The organism is Paenibacillus sp. FSL M8-0228 (assembly GCF_038007385.1).
Taxonomy (GTDB): Bacteria; Bacillota; Bacilli; order Paenibacillales; family Paenibacillaceae; genus Paenibacillus; species Paenibacillus polymyxa_D.
Genome location: NZ_JBBOXA010000002.1, coordinates 1 through 15275, shown reverse-complemented (window position 1 = coordinate 15275; position 15275 = coordinate 1). Strand labels below are relative to the sequence as shown.

Genomic DNA, 15275 nt, shown 5'->3' with positions numbered 1-15275 from the left:
TGCATCCAAAAAACATCAGAACGGACGAATTAAGCCCGGAAGATCTCTCCGGCGCTTTTTTGCGTTCAAAAAGGAGATTTCATTAATGAGCATTGATTGGAGTAAAATCCCCGCAGAGCAGTATCCATTTCTCAAAGACAAGATTCCTACCCGCCGAAGATGGGGAAAAGAAGGATTTTCACTGATAGAAAGAAGAAATTCTACACCATAAGGATGGCGCGCATGGAGAGATTGAAAAATACAATTCACACTATGAGCACATCGGTGTACTTACTCCTGAAGGAGAGCCGCATCCAAAGAAGAGAAAACGGAAAGACTGAGATATCAAGGATGAGATGCGATGAATCAGAGAAGTAGGGTCATTCATTAGAAAATGGAGAATTCCTTCTGTTACTTCTTGATAGCACTTTTGGAGGTCGCCGTATTAGGTGGCCTTCTTTTTTTTCGAACCCTCATGTTATTGGAATTTGCAAACTGTATAATTTCGTGTGCCGAAGTCGTTACTTTTGGTCTTTATATTAAATCACCTCTACCCTCATCATGGTCAGGGTTTTATAGCCTGAAAGCGATATATTGACCGTTCCTAAAAGCATGCTTTTAGGAACGGTTCTAAATCAGTCCATTTAACGTCCCAAAATATGATTAAATCACTATTGGAACGTTCCAATATTAATGGTACACTTTTATGGAACTGAAAGGGGGAAGCGTCAATTGGTAGATATGGCATATGGCCGTGTGTCGGCCAAAGACCAAAATCCAGAACGGCAGCTCCTAAAATTTCGGGGGCTTGGCATCGAAGAACGGTTCATTTTTGTAGACAAGCAAAGCGGAAAGGACTTCAACCGGGAAAGGTACAACGCTATGCGGCTTATACTTCGGGAAGGGGATCTGTTATACCTGGACGCACTTGATCGGCTTGGCCGTGATTATGATGGCATTTTGCGCGAGTGGAAATATATTACCCGTGAGCTGAAGGCTGACATTGTGTGCCTGGAGAATGAGAGTTTATTCGATAGTCGCCGTTTCAAAGCCCTGGGCGATATGGGCAAGCTGCTGGAAGACCAGTTCCTTAGTATGCTGGCATGGGGGGCCGAGCAGGAGCGGAAAAAGAATCGTGTCCGGCAAGCAGAAGGGATCGCTGTTGCTAAAAAGGAAGGGGTGAAGTTTGGACGGCCCAAGAGACAGATCGGGCCGGAATTTATCCGAATATATGATAAGTGGAAATCCGGGGAGATTACCGCAGCCGATGCCATACGTGAATTAAGATTAGGCAAAACGAGCTTTTATAGATATGTAAATGAATATGAAAAGTCGTCTATCAATTAATAACAGAGGGATGTAAAATTGAAAACAGTAACTTTGCCAGATAACAGGATTAGACAAAATGTGAAATTGGCCTTTATTCGTCCTCATGATACTAAATGAATAGGAGAATATATCAATGAAAAAAAGATGGATTGCAGTAGGAGCAGTCGGTGTATTCTTGGCTTTAACGGGTGGTGTGATAGCTTCAACAAGTTCTTCTACAGATACAAATTCGCTAATTACTGGTCTTTTAGGAGGTACAGCCGGATTTCTGCTAATACAATCAAGTTTTAAAAGGGGACATAAAGATTGACTGGAATGTCAATGGAAACATGGCAAATAGCCTAGCAGGTGCGACCTTCAAATTGGATGGTAAACTATGAAAATAGATGGTACAAAAATAAAAATACTTAAAAAAATTGAAACTGACCATTCAGCAACTTGTTGATCAAGTAGGGTTATCTCTAGAAAAGGATCAACAATCTGGTATATGAGAAAATTCAAAAATGAAAGAGGCGTTGGTATTGCTGGATGAATATTACTATCGACAGAAATTTGAATTGGATAAGGCTCATGCCTTTCCAGTTGCGATCCAGTTAATTCAGGAGGTTACTATAAACTTACCTTTAGAGGAACAAGAACGAGCCATATCCATCATTAAGAAGATTGCAGAAGAGTATGGGATTGAAATTGACGATTGTTCGGAAAGAGGCGTAGGCAATGGAAGATAAGGAAAACTTACTCAATGCTATTTGGCGCGCGGAACAAGCGTTTCTGTTTTTCCATAATATGCTAATGTAGTAGAATGGACCGATATACCTAAAACATGGAACATGATATACTTAGTCACGAGACTTATAGGATGTTCAAAACGGTGCAGTGAAAGTCTTCCGGATCATAATCCGGGGGGTGAAACAGCATGAAGAGCGTGTCTATTGTAACCAGCATTCTACTGGTCGTTTTTGCGGCCATTAATTCGATCTTATCGTTGCTAACATTTATGATGCTTATAAAATAGTAAAAGGACTGCCCACACCTGGAAAGTTTGGCAATCCCTTTACGGTCCTATTGTGTTGTTCTTGTATCACAAGTACATACAAATAGATCGGTTTAAACCGGATTACTTGTATATACATTGCTTCGTTAAAACATTCCGAAGGTCTCAGCCGTAGCCATTAGGTTACGGTTTTTTTTGTGAAAAAAATCTACATTTATTCGACGTGAGTATTGAAAAATCCCCTTTTTATCTAAAAAGGAAATTCAGTTCCACAAAATTATACCATGTCTTATAGTTGAGAACAACGGATAGATTCCAGGTCATTGGCCGCAGTCATACTTAACTTCATAAAAGAGCCATGTTCTTTATTGCTCTATAAAGGGAATAATTTTAAACAAAAGTGAAGGGATAAGAGCTGGGAATATGGGGTGCGGTGAAGTGGAAAATGCAGAAAGATAGTGCGGAGGATTTACGGCTTGTGATCGAGTACGTGGAGCTGCCCTTTTTGTTGACGATACTGGAGCTGAATATCAAGAAGATAAAGGAATCAAATTTTAAGCTTGGCCCGCTGTTTGAACTGCACTTGAGGACAATACAGGATCGTGTATCAAAGGAACAATATCGAGTACGCCAGGAAATGAGAAGGCGTGGAATCAAAGTTCTGGAGCAACATCAACTGGAGGATCGTATTACGGCCAAGTATCTTTGCCGGGGGTACACACACGAACTAAGACTTCTCTGGAGCAAAGTCAAAGCAGATACAGAAATGCGGCTTGCAGAATATTTGGGCGTAGATATTAGCTCACTAAATGTCTGAAGCTTATTCAAGATAGGGGGATTTGTCCAGACTCAAAGAGTCCGTCCAGATCCCCTTTATTCAGGAAGCTACGGACAGGAAAATCAACTGAATACATAAATGAATGTGTTACAGAGCGATGCAAATCGCTCTTTTTGTCGTGCCCAGGTATTCTGCCGTAGCCAAGTGATTCAGCTTCACATGGATCATCTTCTTTTGAAAAATCTATCGTATATGACTAAAGCGACGACTATAGTAAACACCTGGATTAGAAACTGTGGTACGAACATCAAAAAGTCCATGTAAATTCCTCCTTCAATTCCTTATACTTCGAATTATTGCTACTAATAAAAAAAGAAAGGTAGTCATTTTAATTGTAATTTATTTCCTTATTTATAGCAAATATTCTATCTATTGTACTATTTTTGGCTTTAGTTGAATTTAGACGGTTTTGCCCTACTTTTCAGTGTAACAAACTTGAATATGTTAAGTATTTAGGATAAAAGATTCATTTCATCTCAAAAAAAATATCAAACTATCAAATATAGGAAATGACATGGTATAATTTACAATGAAACATTTTACATTAACTATTAATTTATGGGATGGTGGTGTGTATTCGGATAAAGTATTATCCTGCTTTAAGTGAAGAAAGAACGTTAAAAAATTGAGAGTTGATGAAAAAATTTATTGCTCTCAGGGTAACAAAATTTTCACATGGTTGTAATGTACATTTATTCCAAAAAAGCGTAAGGTGATTATGTAAAAAAAAGAGAGGATGGAAGATGAATGAAATTCTTAAGTTTTAATGGTAAAATAAAAAAGACAATGTTATTGGTTCCTTTGCTTGCAATGTCAGTTTTTCCTGGTCTTACGGGCGCAGAAGGCGTTTCGAATCAGGAATTAGCTAAGCAGGCTATAAAAAACTTTGTTGAAGCAGGAAAATCTGGAGATGGTTTGGAAGCTTCAAAATGGGTGATAGATACCAGATTCAACAACAAAGAGGAACAAGTTAAAGTATACAACGAATCATCAAAAGATAGCCCATTCTCCGATGTTAGTATTACAGATGTAGCTTCTGCCTCTGATGATACTTATAAGGCCACTGTTGAACTAACCAGGAAAGATGACGGTTCAATCAATACAGTCACATATCCAATTATTAAAAAGGACGACAGCTGGAAAGTCCTGATAGATGGACAACAAGAGACAAAAAGTAAAAAGGTTGAAAAATTATTGCAATCTCAGGAAGAGAATAGCACTTCGTTGGTCAAACCTATGTCTACTGAAATCGCAAAGTATGGTGTTGGTGGTAAAGAGTGGGTTAATGCGGGGGATCACACATACAGTGATCAGTTTAATATGACCCAGGACAGAGTAGGTGTTACAGGGTGGCAGCAGATTCCTGGAAGCACATCAAAATGTTCTGTGCGTTATAGTGTTGTAAGACAAGGTCTTTGGAGTGATGAACCTTACGGGCAGGCATTCCATACAGGTTTCAATTATTGGAATGGAGATGCTTTCTATGAATATGTATACACAGGCCGCTCACTTTCCGGCGTAGTCTTAAAAGTTACAAATGAGGAAATTGGTAATTCCGTGAAGGTAAGAGGACATGTTTACGAGAATTAAGATTTAGGTTGCAAGGAGATCTGAAGCTTTGTTCTTCAGGTCTTCTTGCTACTTTGTTTTCTAGGGAGGTTGCAAATGGTTTTGCTAAAAGATAGTTCTACTAAAGAAGCAATTCGAGAGCACTATGAACAAATTTGGAGTGAACTTTTAAATAAAGATGAGGAAAAAGCGGAACATGTCTTAAAGAAATTGGAATATGAGCTGTTGCCTACCCGTCAGAAAATCCTAAGACGATGGGGGAAAATCCTATCTCCATTTAAAAAACGTTTTATCTGGATTATCCTTTTTAGTGTGATTGGGTTCTTCCTTTTAGCTTACGTATTATTTATCTACGTATCATTGTGGGTTGAAGATTATTAAAGACGTTTCTGGGAAACCGGGAGCGTCTTTTTTTTTATGAGTCGGTTGAAACCTAAAGGCTGGTTTTAACCAGCCGGGGTATCTGTAGCAAATAGGCTCGCTGATCGGCAAGTAAGGGAGCGAGCAGGACAAGAGTGGGGAAGCTGGCTCATGCTACTGGCTCTAAGGCGGCAAGAGCGTTCGCCTAAGAGCCAGTACGCACCGCTGGGTGCTACTCACGCCGATAACTAGAGCGCCTACGCCGGGAGAAAGCGCCCGGCCAAGGCGCTCTACATTCCTGGCGCTCGCTTAACGCACCCACGGAGCGTAGGGCTTTGAAAGTAGATCAAGGAAGAAGGAGAGAACCGGCAGCCGCCGGTTCTTTTTTATTGAAAGCATTTTTTTCCCTTTTGCCTTCCGCATGGTAACCCGGCCAAAGCCTACTAAGCGTCCGGCAGGCCGAGCCTCCGGCTGCGCCCCTCACCCTGCCGGACACTAAGTAGGCGGTCAGGCGGTCAAGGGGCAACAAAAGATTTTCCTTCCGAATGGAAAAGGCAAGAGCGGAAGGAAAATCTTTTGTGTGCTTATCCCTTGACCGCCTGCCATTGTCCTGGTTCCCAAGCTCACGTCAAAAGGGAAAAAAATTCCCCTTTGGGGGATTCAGGCCATGCGGCAGGCAACGTCCAAAAAATACTCTTTTGACAACCCAAAATCAAAAACAGAAAGGAAAGAAGAACATCATGCTAAACATGGTTAGAAAATTCCGTTTAGGGAGAGTTGTAGGAACGCCAAGATGCCTGCAAGCTGTTGCAGAGCATGAAATTTTGTTAGCTCTACGCTGGCATATTTCGGGGAATTGGGGCGAGATATCGGAAGTGGACAAGGAAAGTAACGAGCAGGCTCTAAAAGATGGCGGGCGGCTGCTATCGGCCTATAGAGCGGCGAGCGGGGTCCGGTTTTGGATTATTACAGAAGCAGATCGCAGCGTGACCACGCTGTTACTGCCAGAAGAATATTAAGGGGGAGTAGCTATGAGGGAAGAAGATTTTACAAAGGTTTTTAAGTATGTGCGTGAGGTCGAAACCGAAGATTATTGGTCTTTTTTAGAATCGTTGGTCCTTGCGCGGATTCAGCGCTGTGAATCAAATATATGCAGTTTAGAAATGCAGCATGCAGCGGGTGACCAAGAAGAAAATTTGGACGAACTCCTTATTGATTGCCGAGCAGAGTTAGCAGCATTTCAAGACTTAAAAACATTTGTAGATCAAAACAAAAATGGAAAAGGCCCCAATCGCGGTAACGATTGAAGCCGGATACAAACCTCGCTGAAAGGTTGGTAGGAACGGATGCTATCCGTTCCCACCTCCTATCATAACACGTGAAAAAATGGGAGGGCAACTATGAAAAATGATGTATACGAGCTTGTAACTAAACGCATTTTGGATATGCTGGCGGCAGGTGTTGCCCCGTGGCGAAAGCCTTGGGTTGTCGGCGGCGCGGTCAACTGGAAAACACAAAAGCCCTATCGCGGCATTAATACGATGTTGCTGGATTCTGGCGAATACGCCACATTCAAACAGGTAAAAGAAGCGGGCGGCAGGGTCAAGCGGGGAGAGAAGGCGCAAATTGTGGTGTTTTGGAAGTGGCTGGAGCTGAAGGACAAAGACAGCACAGAAGACGAACCCAAAAAAATACCGTATTTGCGTAAATCTCCGGTGTTCAATATTCAAACACAATGCGAAGGACTGCAAAGCAAGCGAAAGGCATTAGCGTTTCAGCATGACCCCATTGCCGCTGCTGAAGCGATCATAAATGGTTATGTCGGTGCACCGCCTACGAATTTTGCATCAGGACGAGCTTTCTACAGACCGAGTACGGATATAATCAGCGTACCGCCGTTACAGGATTACCCGAAGGCAGAGGAATATTATAGCGTTCTCTTCCATGAGATGGTGCATAGCACAGGAAACAAGAAGCGGCTAAATCGTCCAGGCATTGAGCAATTCGGGGAATTTGGCGATCACAACTATACGAAGGAAGAACTTATTGCCGAAATGGGCGCGGCCATGTTGTGCGCTACCAGTGGCATTGACAATAGCACGATTGAGAACAGCGCGTCTTATATAGACAGCTGGAATCGAAAATTAAAGCAGGAACCGATGTGGATTATTCAGGCTGCGGGACTCGCTCAAAAGGCGGCTGATCACATTTTGGGCGTAACATTTGACGAGGAATCCGGGGTAGCAGCTCCGGCACATAGGGAAGCCATAGCGCAAGCGAGAGCATAACCGCCAACCGGCACAAACGCGGCTGCGGCCCACAGGCCGCAGCACACACCAAGAAAGAAGGGAAAACCCATGATCTATAGATATTACAAACGAGCAACCACCGATCAAGCTATAAGAACGGTACGGCGCTTGCTGGAGCGGGGCCGCTTGCGACCAGCGGACATTGTAAGTGTCCGTGGAACGTACAGCGTCCAGCGCTGGTACCGCTTGACCATCCGCACCCGACATGAGCAATTTCAATTCACAGGTTTTGCATGGTTTTACTACGGTTCGGGGCCGCTTGCCCTTCAGCTTATCTCCCGCTGGTTGCTTTTGCCTGAAGCCTGGCGCAGCCGCTTCACGGATATTCAGTACCAGGGCGATACGTACCAGCCTAATAGCTTTTTTATTCCCGCTAATCAGGAGGATGTAACATGATGAAAGCCCATAAGCAGAAGGTTATTGCCGCTTTTAAGGTAGCTCATGGAATCTATTATCAAGCACGGTTTATTATCGACGGTCAGCCGATATGCGTACAGTTTCAAAAATCGAATGAATATGAAGTCACGGCGCAGCAGCTCCGCGAAAAAGGTGTATGCAATGTGGAAGCGATGCTGTTGCGTGTTAATCCACATGTCCCGGTGTATTACTGCATTTGGCAATTCGGGGAGTCAATCTATCATTTTGTCACTAATCGTATAAATGAAATGCTGGAGCATTTGACCGAGAGCGGCCATGACCGTATTTGTGATTTTGAGACAGACACGCTCTCTATTGTAGAGCGGCGGTATGTGTAGCTGTAATGAGGAATATTATATCCCGCTTATTCGGAAGGAGGAGCGCGCCAGACCCTGGCGCACTCCTTACCCGCTATTTATTGAAGACGTACCCCGACGAAATAGAGCGGCGGCTGGTGAGCATGGAGCCGTTCGCGCTAGATTACTACTACTAGCGGTAGTTTTGGACGGCGAGCGGTCAGGGGGGAATTTCCCCCCTGAACCCCCCCACATTAAAAACCATTCCAAAGGAGCTGATTCGTCATGCAGGCGATCTATGAAACGGCCAAAAAAGGTCAACAGATTGATTACTTGTTTAGCCAATGGCTTCCATCTTTTATGGTGATATCCTTCATCGTTTAGAAAAAGAGTAATGTAAGACTCACGGCCACAGATTATCCGGTCAGATCTCGCGCAGATTTGACGCTTAATATAGATGCTATAGGAAAAAAGGATGGTAGGTTAATCTGAAAATGCCATTTCTTGTTATATATTTTTATTGAAAAATATTGCGTAACATAACGAAACAAAGTATATTATAAGTAACAAAAATTTAATGTTTGATAAAGGAGTGTAATCGTGAAATATAATATCAATTTGTTTGGAAACAACTTTGATTGTGAGTTGGACATACAAGATGATACCCTAACTATTGCCTTAAATCAGGATAATCAGAAGGCTTTAAAATCCTACCTATCCAGAGTTCTTTTAAAATATACCGAGTTTAATGATGCAGAAAAGGATTCTCTCGAACTAATGATTAAAAAAGCGATTCAAGTTGAAAAAAATATGGGGGGGAGGATGTCTGAGCCAAAACTAAAACTGCCCTATGAGTTTGCTCCGGAAGTGAAAGAAAAGCTCATTGAGTGTGCTGATCTACAGGATACCTCAGCTACTCAATTGTTAATTCGCCTCATTGATCAGAAGTATCAGGAAGTGATGAATAATGACTGAATTAAATAGGAGGGCTAACCAATGGCTTATGGAAATAAAGTTAAATTCCACTATGATGTTCCTGCATATATCAAAAAGGAATTAGCAGAGACAGCTAAAAAACTGGGAATTACCGCTACAGAGCTATTAACTAGAATTATTGAAGAGGAATACCAAAGAGTAAAAGGGGCAAAGCAGGACTCTAATTGAGTCCTGCTTTTTTATTATCCTTTGAACAGTTCAGACAGGCAGCTATGTAGGTGTAGGCTCTCGGTGATGGAGAAGGTATGATAACGATACTGCTTATTATTTCTCTCTACCTGATCCATATAAAAAAGGTGAGCATTCCAATAATTTTCTTTGGCATTGGTTGTTACTAGAAGTAAACTAAAAAAATTCGGTTTGTCAACAATATTCATAGCAATCTTGGTGTCGGCATCCTCGGTGTTAAGGATTTCATGCACATGTAGCAATAAAGGAGAAGATGGCAATTCTTGTAGCGGAGAAAAGCTTTCATTGAGAGAAACGAAGTCCATTGTTAGTTATTTCCCCCTCGTATTTCCTTTTATTTGATTATATTACGCTACGTGTAATAACGCAATATAGCATAGGGATTTTTGCATTTTTTGTGTCTTACTATATTATATACGAACATATGTTTTCGTTCAATACTTTTTGATACTCTATTAAACGTATCATTTTTTCCAAAGGTTTCAAATTTTGAAATGAATCATTATGAAAATAACTCCATAAATAAATATGGAGTTATTTTCATTTCTTTTCTTTTATTTATTCTGTTTTTTTATTGTTTCTAATAGCTCGTTCATGGTCTTGTTTAATTCATCCAGGCGCTCTTGGATGCTGCTCATTAAATTTCTTAATAGAAGAATAGCAATGACTATTGGAAATCCTACATTGCTAATTAGGTTTACCCACAGATCCAGATTTTCCATATAAGCACCTGCTTTCAAAAATAGTGATTGTTGGGTGACCAATCACTATTTTTTTAAGCTATTTCAGCTATACACTCATGGAAACAGCGTATCGTCCATTTGCCAATTCATTACTAACCCCGTTGAAATCTACTGGTGAAGGAGGGGTTAATTGCACTGGAGTATGAGTCAATCTTGCTGTCGCATTTCCTGAATTTACGTTAACCCAAGCACCTGCTGCGTTTTTAAACATCATCTCGGAAAGTTGAAGTCTGGAGAAGGACAGATTCCATTTTGGAAGACTGGAGGGAAGAGTTGGATAACGAGTTATTTCAGTCCCAATGATATAACGAGCGCAAGTGTCATCCGTTGCGTAGGTGCTCTCACCATAAGCATTCGCAGAAGTGAATTTCACAGCGCCGTTCACAATAAATTGTACGTGTTTATCATCCAGTCGAACCAGCTTAATATGGACCGAATCGCCATCTCGGTATTCGCACATTGGACCGTTCTTTATTTCAGGACCATTTACGAACCAGTGCCATTGGTAGGTTCCAGTTCTGGAATCCTTAAACTCAGAAGCATATTTAACCGAAACGCCACACTCAAATCCTGCCATACCACAATAGGTATTAATGTATGATCCCCCTTGTGGGAGTGATTTGGACGAAGGTAAGCTTACGCGGGCCTGAAAACCTTGATTGGTGTATCTTCCTGTAGTAGGGTGAATTTTAGCAAATTTAGCGTATTCATAAGATGGTGTTCCCATGATAGTATTCCTCCTAAAATTTTTTTATATTGGTTAAGGAGTTTGGAAGGGGAACAGAATGGGGTGCTTCCCGGCACTCATTAATCATTCTGCAACAAACGCTTACCGTGTTTTTATTATATTATATAGCGTAACGTTACGCAATATGTTTTTTTGGAAAAACAAAACTTTTTCTTGTCTGAAACGTTTATAATTTAGTGTAATTACAAATTATTGGAGGTTAGTTAGGTATGAAAAAAATTTTTCTTTCATCTATGCTTACTTTAGGTTTGCTCTTAACATTTGCTATTCCGCTTTCTGCTGCACCGTCGATTCAATTGGTGATCAATAGCGAGGTCGTTAATTCAGATGCTCCACCTGTTTCTGTCGCAGGAAGGACTATGGTTTCTTTGGCTTCATTGAAGCCGCTAAAGCTTAATTTAGTCTGGAACGCGGACAAGAAGACGGTGACTGTCAATGCTCCTGGGGTGAAAGAGAAACTTGTGCTTACGATCGGTCAAAAAGAAGCTTCTTATGGAGAAAAAACTCTTACTTTGGATGTGCCTGCTCAATTGAACAAGAATCGCGTTGTTGTGCCTTTGCGTTTTATCAGCGAAGCCTTTAAGGCCGACGTAGACTGGAAAGCGGAGAAGAACACTGTCATTATTCGAAGTGCTGACCAAGTAGAAAAATATAAGAAGCTATATCAAGGTACGGATTTGGTGGCGGCACGTAAAATCGCTGTAAACCTTCCTTCGAATGATGAAAATACGCTTCATAATACCGAGGAGGGTGTTTATTATCAGTATATTTTCCCTGAAGGGGAGGCTTTAAGATACTATTCTGTTGTAGGCAACTTACTCACTTATTATGAAATTAAGGATGATGTTAAACATCTAGTTTGGGAAGGTATAGAAGTAGATTCAGGGAAGTATGCGAAAGAAAAAGGGAAACGACCACCGGTAGACAAAACGCAATATTTTTTCTTAAAAGAACGTGTGGATAATAGTGTCACATATGGAAAAGTGGGGGCCAAAAAGCCAGTAACGCAAGCTTTACCTGATAGTGCTTCGGTATTAGCGGATATTATTCTACCTATATCCGGGGAAGTAAGGAAAGATCAAATTAAATAGATTTTTCACTTCATTTTGGACGTCCCGAGCAATAAGGGACGTCTTTTATTTATGTTTTCCTTTTAAGTTTTCTGATCCGAGCTTCAGGAAGTCGATAGGCTGAAGAACAGCAGGACAAGAGCAGGGGGGAAACAGGCTCATGCTACTGGCTCTAAGGCGGCAAGAGCGGCCACCTAAGAGCCAGTACGCACCGCTGGGCCGCTACTCACCCCGATAACTAGAGCGCCTACGCCGGGAGAAAGCGCCCGGTCAAGGCGCTCTACGTTCCTGGCGCTCGCTTAACGCAACCCACGGAGCGAAGGGCCTTGAAAGAGTGATCAAGGAGGGCAAAAAACACCATGAACGCTACATTTCGCCGCTTCCGCATTCGCTTCACCACTCCATTTCGCTCATCATCGTGTTTTTTGCACAGAGCAGCACCATGATTCCGCTGCGCTCCATGATCGTGCTTATCGATTAAAACCGTTTTGAAAGTAGATCCAAGGAAGAAGGAGAGAACCGGCATACTGCCGGTTCTTTTTTATTGAACACGCATTTTCGCTTTTGACATCCGCATGGTAACAGGGGCAGGGCGACTAAGCTTCCGGTAGGTCGAGCCTCCGGCTGCGCCCCTCCACCTACCGGAAGCTAAGTCGCCAGGGCAGATCATCAAGGGGACACAAAGTTTTTTCTTACAAATTGGAAAAGAAGAAGCGGAAGAAAAAACTTTGTGTCTGGAACCCTTGACGATCTACCCAAGCCCCTGTTCCCAAGCTCTGCGTCAAAAGACGAAAATTCGCCCTTCCGGGACCCGATCCCATGCGGAAGTCAAAAGGGCTGGAGGTTACGCCGCCTATGTGCTTCCACCGGACTTTGACAAAAACATTTGAAAGGATGAAGGACTATGCAAGATGCAAATTTCAGCTTTTATGAAATGGAGAAAGGACGCTGGATGTTGCCGCAGGGTGTTTGTTGTGTGTGTGGTTACGATACGGATTTTCTGGAGTTTACAAGTGAGGATGAAGCAAGTATAGCAGCGTTTCAGCTTACCGAAGTAGGGAAGGAGGTAGACATGAGAAATGCATGCCCGGCCTGCTATGATGAGTTTTTTAACGGATAATCCAGACAGTTCAATTAATAGAAGGAACAAGTATGAAGATCCGCCATTCGACCGGATTTTCACCATAAATATCCGAAAGTGGAAGTAATTCATGCGGGTGTACGATTACGAAACTATTGCAAAAGAAAGCGAGTGAATATGGATTGAATCAAATGAATAGAACCCTAGTGATCGGCTGGATTAAGTACATGAAGCGTCGGGGAAACACCATCCGAAGTATTCATTTTTTGGACGAGCTGCTAAAACAGGTGAATGATCTGGCTTATCAGGAATCGGAACACGAACTCAATTCCATGAAATTAATGGATTGGGTGGATAAATACAGTAAAACTTACAACAATCCGGATATCGGCCCGTTAGACGCGGACACCGAAACGACGATAGAAAGCTTCTTTGAGAACGTAGAGTTTGGTCATTTTGAAACAGGAGATGAAACCAATCCGGAGATTATAGAGCTTTCCACTTTCCAGGTGCTGGAGCATGAAGACTATGGATATTACATGGGGCAGGAATCTATTATGAGCTGGTCACATGGTGAGTATGTGGAGTTTGATCGGCAGAGCAGCTATTACGAGCAGCATGAGGATGCAGAAACCGAGATGTATAACCAGCTTGGTCTGACAAAGTAGAGGCCACCCGAGCGGCCTTGAATCCCTTTAGAAAGGTGGTCGTCGTATGAATAATGCGGAGCTAATACAAAAGATGGAGCGAGAGCGCCAAGAACTGCATGATCTGGTCGGGCGCTATGGGTTTCAACACCCGAGCGTCATCAGAAAGAGCGTGCAGTTGGACCAAACGTTAAATGTTTTTCAGCGGCAGAAACCAGAAAGAAAGCCGTCTGTATAGCAGTACAGACGACTTTCGGGGCGAGCTTTTTGGGGACTCGCCCCGTTATTATACCACAGCAACAGGGGAGCGCGGCATGCCAGGCATGAAACGCGAACATATAGCAGAGAAAGCCAGCGGCGTACTGTTCTGATTCTGGGACGCTTGCGCTAGTTTGGCACTCACCGAGAAGGGAGCTAGAGCAATGAGGGTAAAGAGAATAAAAGACCTTTCAAATCAAGAGTTAGTAGCTGAATATAGCTTTATTGTGGCTAAAGAATCTTCATGGATACCAGGCCCGAACGTGAGAGGAATCAAGGAATTTGAAAAGACGATGCAGCGAAGCCAGCTGCTTCGTATAGAGCTGTTAAGCCGCTTGGGCGAGCCGGAGGAATCTATTTTTGCTTACGCTTGGGAAAAGGAAACATGGGCGGCAGATGCCAAGCGCTCCAGCCAGCTTCAAGATCACTTGAGAAGTTGGGAAATCGATAAGAAGCGGGCGCTCACGCTCTCAGACGCTATACAGGAAGCTATTTATTTATTAGGTACATTTGATGAAGTCGGCCATGCGAACTATGATTTAAAGAACGGTGAAGCTGTAGGCAGTTCACAGGAAGTAGAGGAACAAAAGGAAACTGCCCGTAAGGAAATGCGCCTAATTCGAGCATTTATACGTAAACATACGCGTTCGCGTCTGACCAAGAGGTAGAGAGTATCCTTGGTTGGATGTTCCCTGTCTTTAATAAGGGAGCGCTCTTTACTGATCAGGGAGGTATGAGCATGAAGACATGCGGTTATTGTGGTTCGGCGGTGGAGCGGAGAGCCAATATGTACTATTGCACTTTTTGCGATATGGAATTGTTCAGGGAAGATGTGCAGGAGGATGGGCAACGCAAACCGGTATCTATGACGGTAGGTGCTACATTGGCCGGAGCTGAGCGCAGCACACCTGAATTGATGGAGCTGGACAGCTATTACCTAACAGAGCTGCTTACACTGGTTCGTAGCCAACGTAAGCAGGTGTACAACAGCTTGCGGATCGTCAACAAGGGAGCTGCTCTATCCTCTGGCTTTGAACAAGCTCAAGAGCAGGGCGGCCAGAATTATCACTACTGGACGCGAAAGGCGTGGACAATAGAAAATATACTTCGTGAACGTGCCGGATTTTATCCGGCCAAAATCACGGAAGATTATTTGAACCGGATGCGACAGCAGATAGACAAAGCAAATGAAACACCGATGCTGATACAGTCGGATTCCGTGCGGAGGTAAAGTATCGTTTATTTAGCATATCAGAATAAGACTTCAATATTTAATTCAATAAATTTTTAAAACTTATAACCCATGCACGTAATAATTCCAACTGACCTACTAAAACTATAAAAAAAGCCCTCCTATATAGGCAATGTCATTAAGATAAGACGCAGGTTCTAAATCAGGAACAAGAGCAGGTTATCGAAAAGATAGCCCGCTCTTTTTTTGCATGAAAAAGA

23 protein-coding genes are annotated in these 15275 nt (G+C 42.7%); 20 read left to right on the top strand and 3 right to left on the bottom strand.

The features are described 5' to 3' along the window. The first annotated feature begins 85 nt into the window (after nucleotides 1–85). The 14 genes from MKY98_RS26730 (at nucleotide 86) to MKY98_RS26665 (ending at nucleotide 9255) form a co-directional block, all read left to right on the top strand. Complete coding sequence (locus MKY98_RS26730; protein ID WP_256026085.1) at nucleotides 86–211, top strand: hypothetical protein; 126 nt, start codon at nucleotides 86–88, stop codon at nucleotides 209–211. Between the two features lie 509 nt (nucleotides 212–720). Beyond that, complete coding sequence (locus MKY98_RS26725; protein ID WP_245231707.1) at nucleotides 721–1326, top strand: recombinase family protein; 606 nt, start codon at nucleotides 721–723, stop codon at nucleotides 1324–1326. Between the two features lie 115 nt (nucleotides 1327–1441). Continuing rightward, nucleotides 1442–1618 (top strand): hypothetical protein, encoded by a 177-nt coding sequence (locus MKY98_RS26720; RefSeq protein ID WP_176715726.1) that lies wholly within the window; start codon nucleotides 1442–1444, stop codon nucleotides 1616–1618. A gap of 193 nt (nucleotides 1619–1811) precedes the next feature. Beyond that, nucleotides 1812–2036 carry a hypothetical protein gene (locus MKY98_RS26715; RefSeq protein WP_069011608.1) on the top strand — a complete coding sequence of 75 codons (225 nt, stop codon included), beginning with the start codon at nucleotides 1812–1814 and terminating at the stop codon, nucleotides 2034–2036. Between the two features lie 699 nt (nucleotides 2037–2735). After that, a complete protein-coding gene (locus MKY98_RS26710; protein WP_256026084.1) occupies nucleotides 2736–3119 on the top strand; it encodes a hypothetical protein in 384 nt (127 codons plus the stop codon). Nucleotides 3120–3887: 768 nt separating this feature from the next. Beyond that, entirely contained in the window at nucleotides 3888–4730 is an 843-nt protein-coding gene (locus MKY98_RS26705) for a DUF4878 domain-containing protein (protein ID WP_208332850.1), read from the top strand. Nucleotides 4731–4805: 75 nt separating this feature from the next. Beyond that, nucleotides 4806–5090 carry a hypothetical protein gene (locus MKY98_RS26700; protein WP_069010081.1) on the top strand — a complete coding sequence of 95 codons (285 nt, stop codon included), beginning with the start codon at nucleotides 4806–4808 and terminating at the stop codon, nucleotides 5088–5090. 719 nt (nucleotides 5091–5809) lie between these two features. After that, nucleotides 5810–6088 (top strand): hypothetical protein, encoded by a 279-nt coding sequence (locus MKY98_RS26695; protein WP_069012683.1) that lies wholly within the window; start codon nucleotides 5810–5812, stop codon nucleotides 6086–6088. A gap of 12 nt (nucleotides 6089–6100) precedes the next feature. Continuing rightward, on the top strand, nucleotides 6101–6376 hold the full coding sequence (locus MKY98_RS26690; RefSeq protein WP_069012682.1) for a hypothetical protein: 276 nt from the start codon (nucleotides 6101–6103) through the stop codon (nucleotides 6374–6376). A gap of 93 nt (nucleotides 6377–6469) precedes the next feature. Further along, nucleotides 6470–7357: an ArdC family protein gene (locus MKY98_RS26685; RefSeq protein ID WP_069012681.1), complete on the top strand. Its 888-nt coding sequence runs from the start codon at nucleotides 6470–6472 to the stop codon at nucleotides 7355–7357. 69 nt (nucleotides 7358–7426) lie between these two features. Next, nucleotides 7427–7774 carry a hypothetical protein gene (locus tag MKY98_RS26680; RefSeq protein ID WP_069012680.1) on the top strand — a complete coding sequence of 116 codons (348 nt, stop codon included), beginning with the start codon at nucleotides 7427–7429 and terminating at the stop codon, nucleotides 7772–7774. After that, nucleotides 7771–8133, top strand: coding sequence for a hypothetical protein (locus tag MKY98_RS26675; protein ID WP_069012679.1), 363 nt, complete (start codon nucleotides 7771–7773; stop codon nucleotides 8131–8133). Before MKY98_RS26680 ends, MKY98_RS26675 begins: the two co-directional genes overlap by 4 nt. A gap of 558 nt (nucleotides 8134–8691) precedes the next feature. Then, entirely contained in the window at nucleotides 8692–9066 is a 375-nt protein-coding gene (locus MKY98_RS26670; protein WP_069012678.1) for a hypothetical protein, read from the top strand. Between the two features lie 21 nt (nucleotides 9067–9087). Then, on the top strand, nucleotides 9088–9255 hold the full coding sequence (locus tag MKY98_RS26665; protein WP_014280161.1) for a hypothetical protein: 168 nt from the start codon (nucleotides 9088–9090) through the stop codon (nucleotides 9253–9255). Nucleotides 9256–9269: 14 nt separating this feature from the next. Here the strand turns inward: MKY98_RS26665 and MKY98_RS26660 are convergent, their stop codons facing one another. The 3 genes from MKY98_RS26660 to MKY98_RS26650 all read right to left on the bottom strand — a co-directional run bounded on the left by MKY98_RS26660 (nucleotide 9270) and on the right by MKY98_RS26650 (nucleotide 10746). Continuing rightward, a complete protein-coding gene (locus MKY98_RS26660; protein WP_069012677.1) occupies nucleotides 9270–9581 on the bottom strand; it encodes a hypothetical protein in 312 nt (103 codons plus the stop codon). 249 nt (nucleotides 9582–9830) lie between these two features. Further along, complete coding sequence (locus MKY98_RS26655) at nucleotides 9831–9998, bottom strand: hypothetical protein (RefSeq protein ID WP_014280163.1); 168 nt, start codon at nucleotides 9996–9998, stop codon at nucleotides 9831–9833. A 67-nt stretch (nucleotides 9999–10065) separates the two neighbouring features. Beyond that, nucleotides 10066–10746: a hypothetical protein gene (locus tag MKY98_RS26650; RefSeq protein WP_069012676.1), complete on the bottom strand. Its 681-nt coding sequence runs from the start codon at nucleotides 10744–10746 to the stop codon at nucleotides 10066–10068. Nucleotides 10747–10976: 230 nt separating this feature from the next. Between MKY98_RS26650 and MKY98_RS26645 the strand changes: the two genes are divergently transcribed. The 6 genes from MKY98_RS26645 to MKY98_RS26620 all read left to right on the top strand — a co-directional run bounded on the left by MKY98_RS26645 (nucleotide 10977) and on the right by MKY98_RS26620 (nucleotide 15054). Beyond that, nucleotides 10977–11858, top strand: a complete 882-nt coding sequence (locus MKY98_RS26645) for a copper amine oxidase N-terminal domain-containing protein (protein ID WP_208332852.1) — start codon at nucleotides 10977–10979, stop codon at nucleotides 11856–11858. Nucleotides 11859–12741: 883 nt separating this feature from the next. Continuing rightward, on the top strand, nucleotides 12742–12957 hold the full coding sequence (locus MKY98_RS26640) for a hypothetical protein (protein ID WP_069011642.1): 216 nt from the start codon (nucleotides 12742–12744) through the stop codon (nucleotides 12955–12957). A gap of 152 nt (nucleotides 12958–13109) precedes the next feature. Beyond that, complete coding sequence (locus tag MKY98_RS26635; RefSeq protein ID WP_141695501.1) at nucleotides 13110–13586, top strand: hypothetical protein; 477 nt, start codon at nucleotides 13110–13112, stop codon at nucleotides 13584–13586. Between the two features lie 46 nt (nucleotides 13587–13632). Further along, on the top strand, nucleotides 13633–13803 hold the full coding sequence (locus MKY98_RS26630; protein ID WP_081317587.1) for an aspartyl-phosphate phosphatase Spo0E family protein: 171 nt from the start codon (nucleotides 13633–13635) through the stop codon (nucleotides 13801–13803). 184 nt (nucleotides 13804–13987) lie between these two features. Further along, nucleotides 13988–14491: a hypothetical protein gene (locus MKY98_RS26625; protein ID WP_069011640.1), complete on the top strand. Its 504-nt coding sequence runs from the start codon at nucleotides 13988–13990 to the stop codon at nucleotides 14489–14491. A 71-nt stretch (nucleotides 14492–14562) separates the two neighbouring features. Further along, nucleotides 14563–15054 (top strand): hypothetical protein, encoded by a 492-nt coding sequence (locus MKY98_RS26620; RefSeq protein ID WP_069011639.1) that lies wholly within the window; start codon nucleotides 14563–14565, stop codon nucleotides 15052–15054. Nucleotides 15055–15275 lie beyond the last annotated feature (221 nt).

Coding starts and splice junctions, on each gene's coding strand:
- MKY98_RS26665 (WP_014280161.1), top strand. CDS start 9,088: ATGGCTTATGGAAATAAAGTTAAATTCCACTATGATGTTCCTGCATAT.
- MKY98_RS26625 (WP_069011640.1), top strand. CDS start 13,988: ATGAGGGTAAAGAGAATAAAAGACCTTTCAAATCAAGAGTTAGTAGCT.
- MKY98_RS26730 (WP_256026085.1), top strand. CDS start 86: ATGAGCATTGATTGGAGTAAAATCCCCGCAGAGCAGTATCCATTTCTC.
- MKY98_RS26650 (WP_069012676.1), bottom strand. CDS start 10,746: ATGGGAACACCATCTTATGAATACGCTAAATTTGCTAAAATTCACCCT.
- MKY98_RS26715 (WP_069011608.1), top strand. CDS start 1,812: ATGAAAGAGGCGTTGGTATTGCTGGATGAATATTACTATCGACAGAAA.
- MKY98_RS26630 (WP_081317587.1), top strand. CDS start 13,633: ATGAATAATGCGGAGCTAATACAAAAGATGGAGCGAGAGCGCCAAGAA.
- MKY98_RS26680 (WP_069012680.1), top strand. CDS start 7,427: ATGATCTATAGATATTACAAACGAGCAACCACCGATCAAGCTATAAGA.
- MKY98_RS26675 (WP_069012679.1), top strand. CDS start 7,771: ATGATGAAAGCCCATAAGCAGAAGGTTATTGCCGCTTTTAAGGTAGCT.
- MKY98_RS26690 (WP_069012682.1), top strand. CDS start 6,101: ATGAGGGAAGAAGATTTTACAAAGGTTTTTAAGTATGTGCGTGAGGTC.
- MKY98_RS26705 (WP_208332850.1), top strand. CDS start 3,888: ATGAAATTCTTAAGTTTTAATGGTAAAATAAAAAAGACAATGTTATTG.
- MKY98_RS26620 (WP_069011639.1), top strand. CDS start 14,563: ATGAAGACATGCGGTTATTGTGGTTCGGCGGTGGAGCGGAGAGCCAAT.
- MKY98_RS26660 (WP_069012677.1), bottom strand. CDS start 9,581: ATGGACTTCGTTTCTCTCAATGAAAGCTTTTCTCCGCTACAAGAATTG.
- MKY98_RS26720 (WP_176715726.1), top strand. CDS start 1,442: ATGAAAAAAAGATGGATTGCAGTAGGAGCAGTCGGTGTATTCTTGGCT.
- MKY98_RS26685 (WP_069012681.1), top strand. CDS start 6,470: ATGAAAAATGATGTATACGAGCTTGTAACTAAACGCATTTTGGATATG.
- MKY98_RS26645 (WP_208332852.1), top strand. CDS start 10,977: ATGAAAAAAATTTTTCTTTCATCTATGCTTACTTTAGGTTTGCTCTTA.
- MKY98_RS26640 (WP_069011642.1), top strand. CDS start 12,742: ATGCAAGATGCAAATTTCAGCTTTTATGAAATGGAGAAAGGACGCTGG.
- MKY98_RS26635 (WP_141695501.1), top strand. CDS start 13,110: ATGAATAGAACCCTAGTGATCGGCTGGATTAAGTACATGAAGCGTCGG.
- MKY98_RS26700 (WP_069010081.1), top strand. CDS start 4,806: ATGGTTTTGCTAAAAGATAGTTCTACTAAAGAAGCAATTCGAGAGCAC.
- MKY98_RS26655 (WP_014280163.1), bottom strand. CDS start 9,998: ATGGAAAATCTGGATCTGTGGGTAAACCTAATTAGCAATGTAGGATTT.
- MKY98_RS26725 (WP_245231707.1), top strand. CDS start 721: ATGGCATATGGCCGTGTGTCGGCCAAAGACCAAAATCCAGAACGGCAG.
- MKY98_RS26695 (WP_069012683.1), top strand. CDS start 5,810: ATGCTAAACATGGTTAGAAAATTCCGTTTAGGGAGAGTTGTAGGAACG.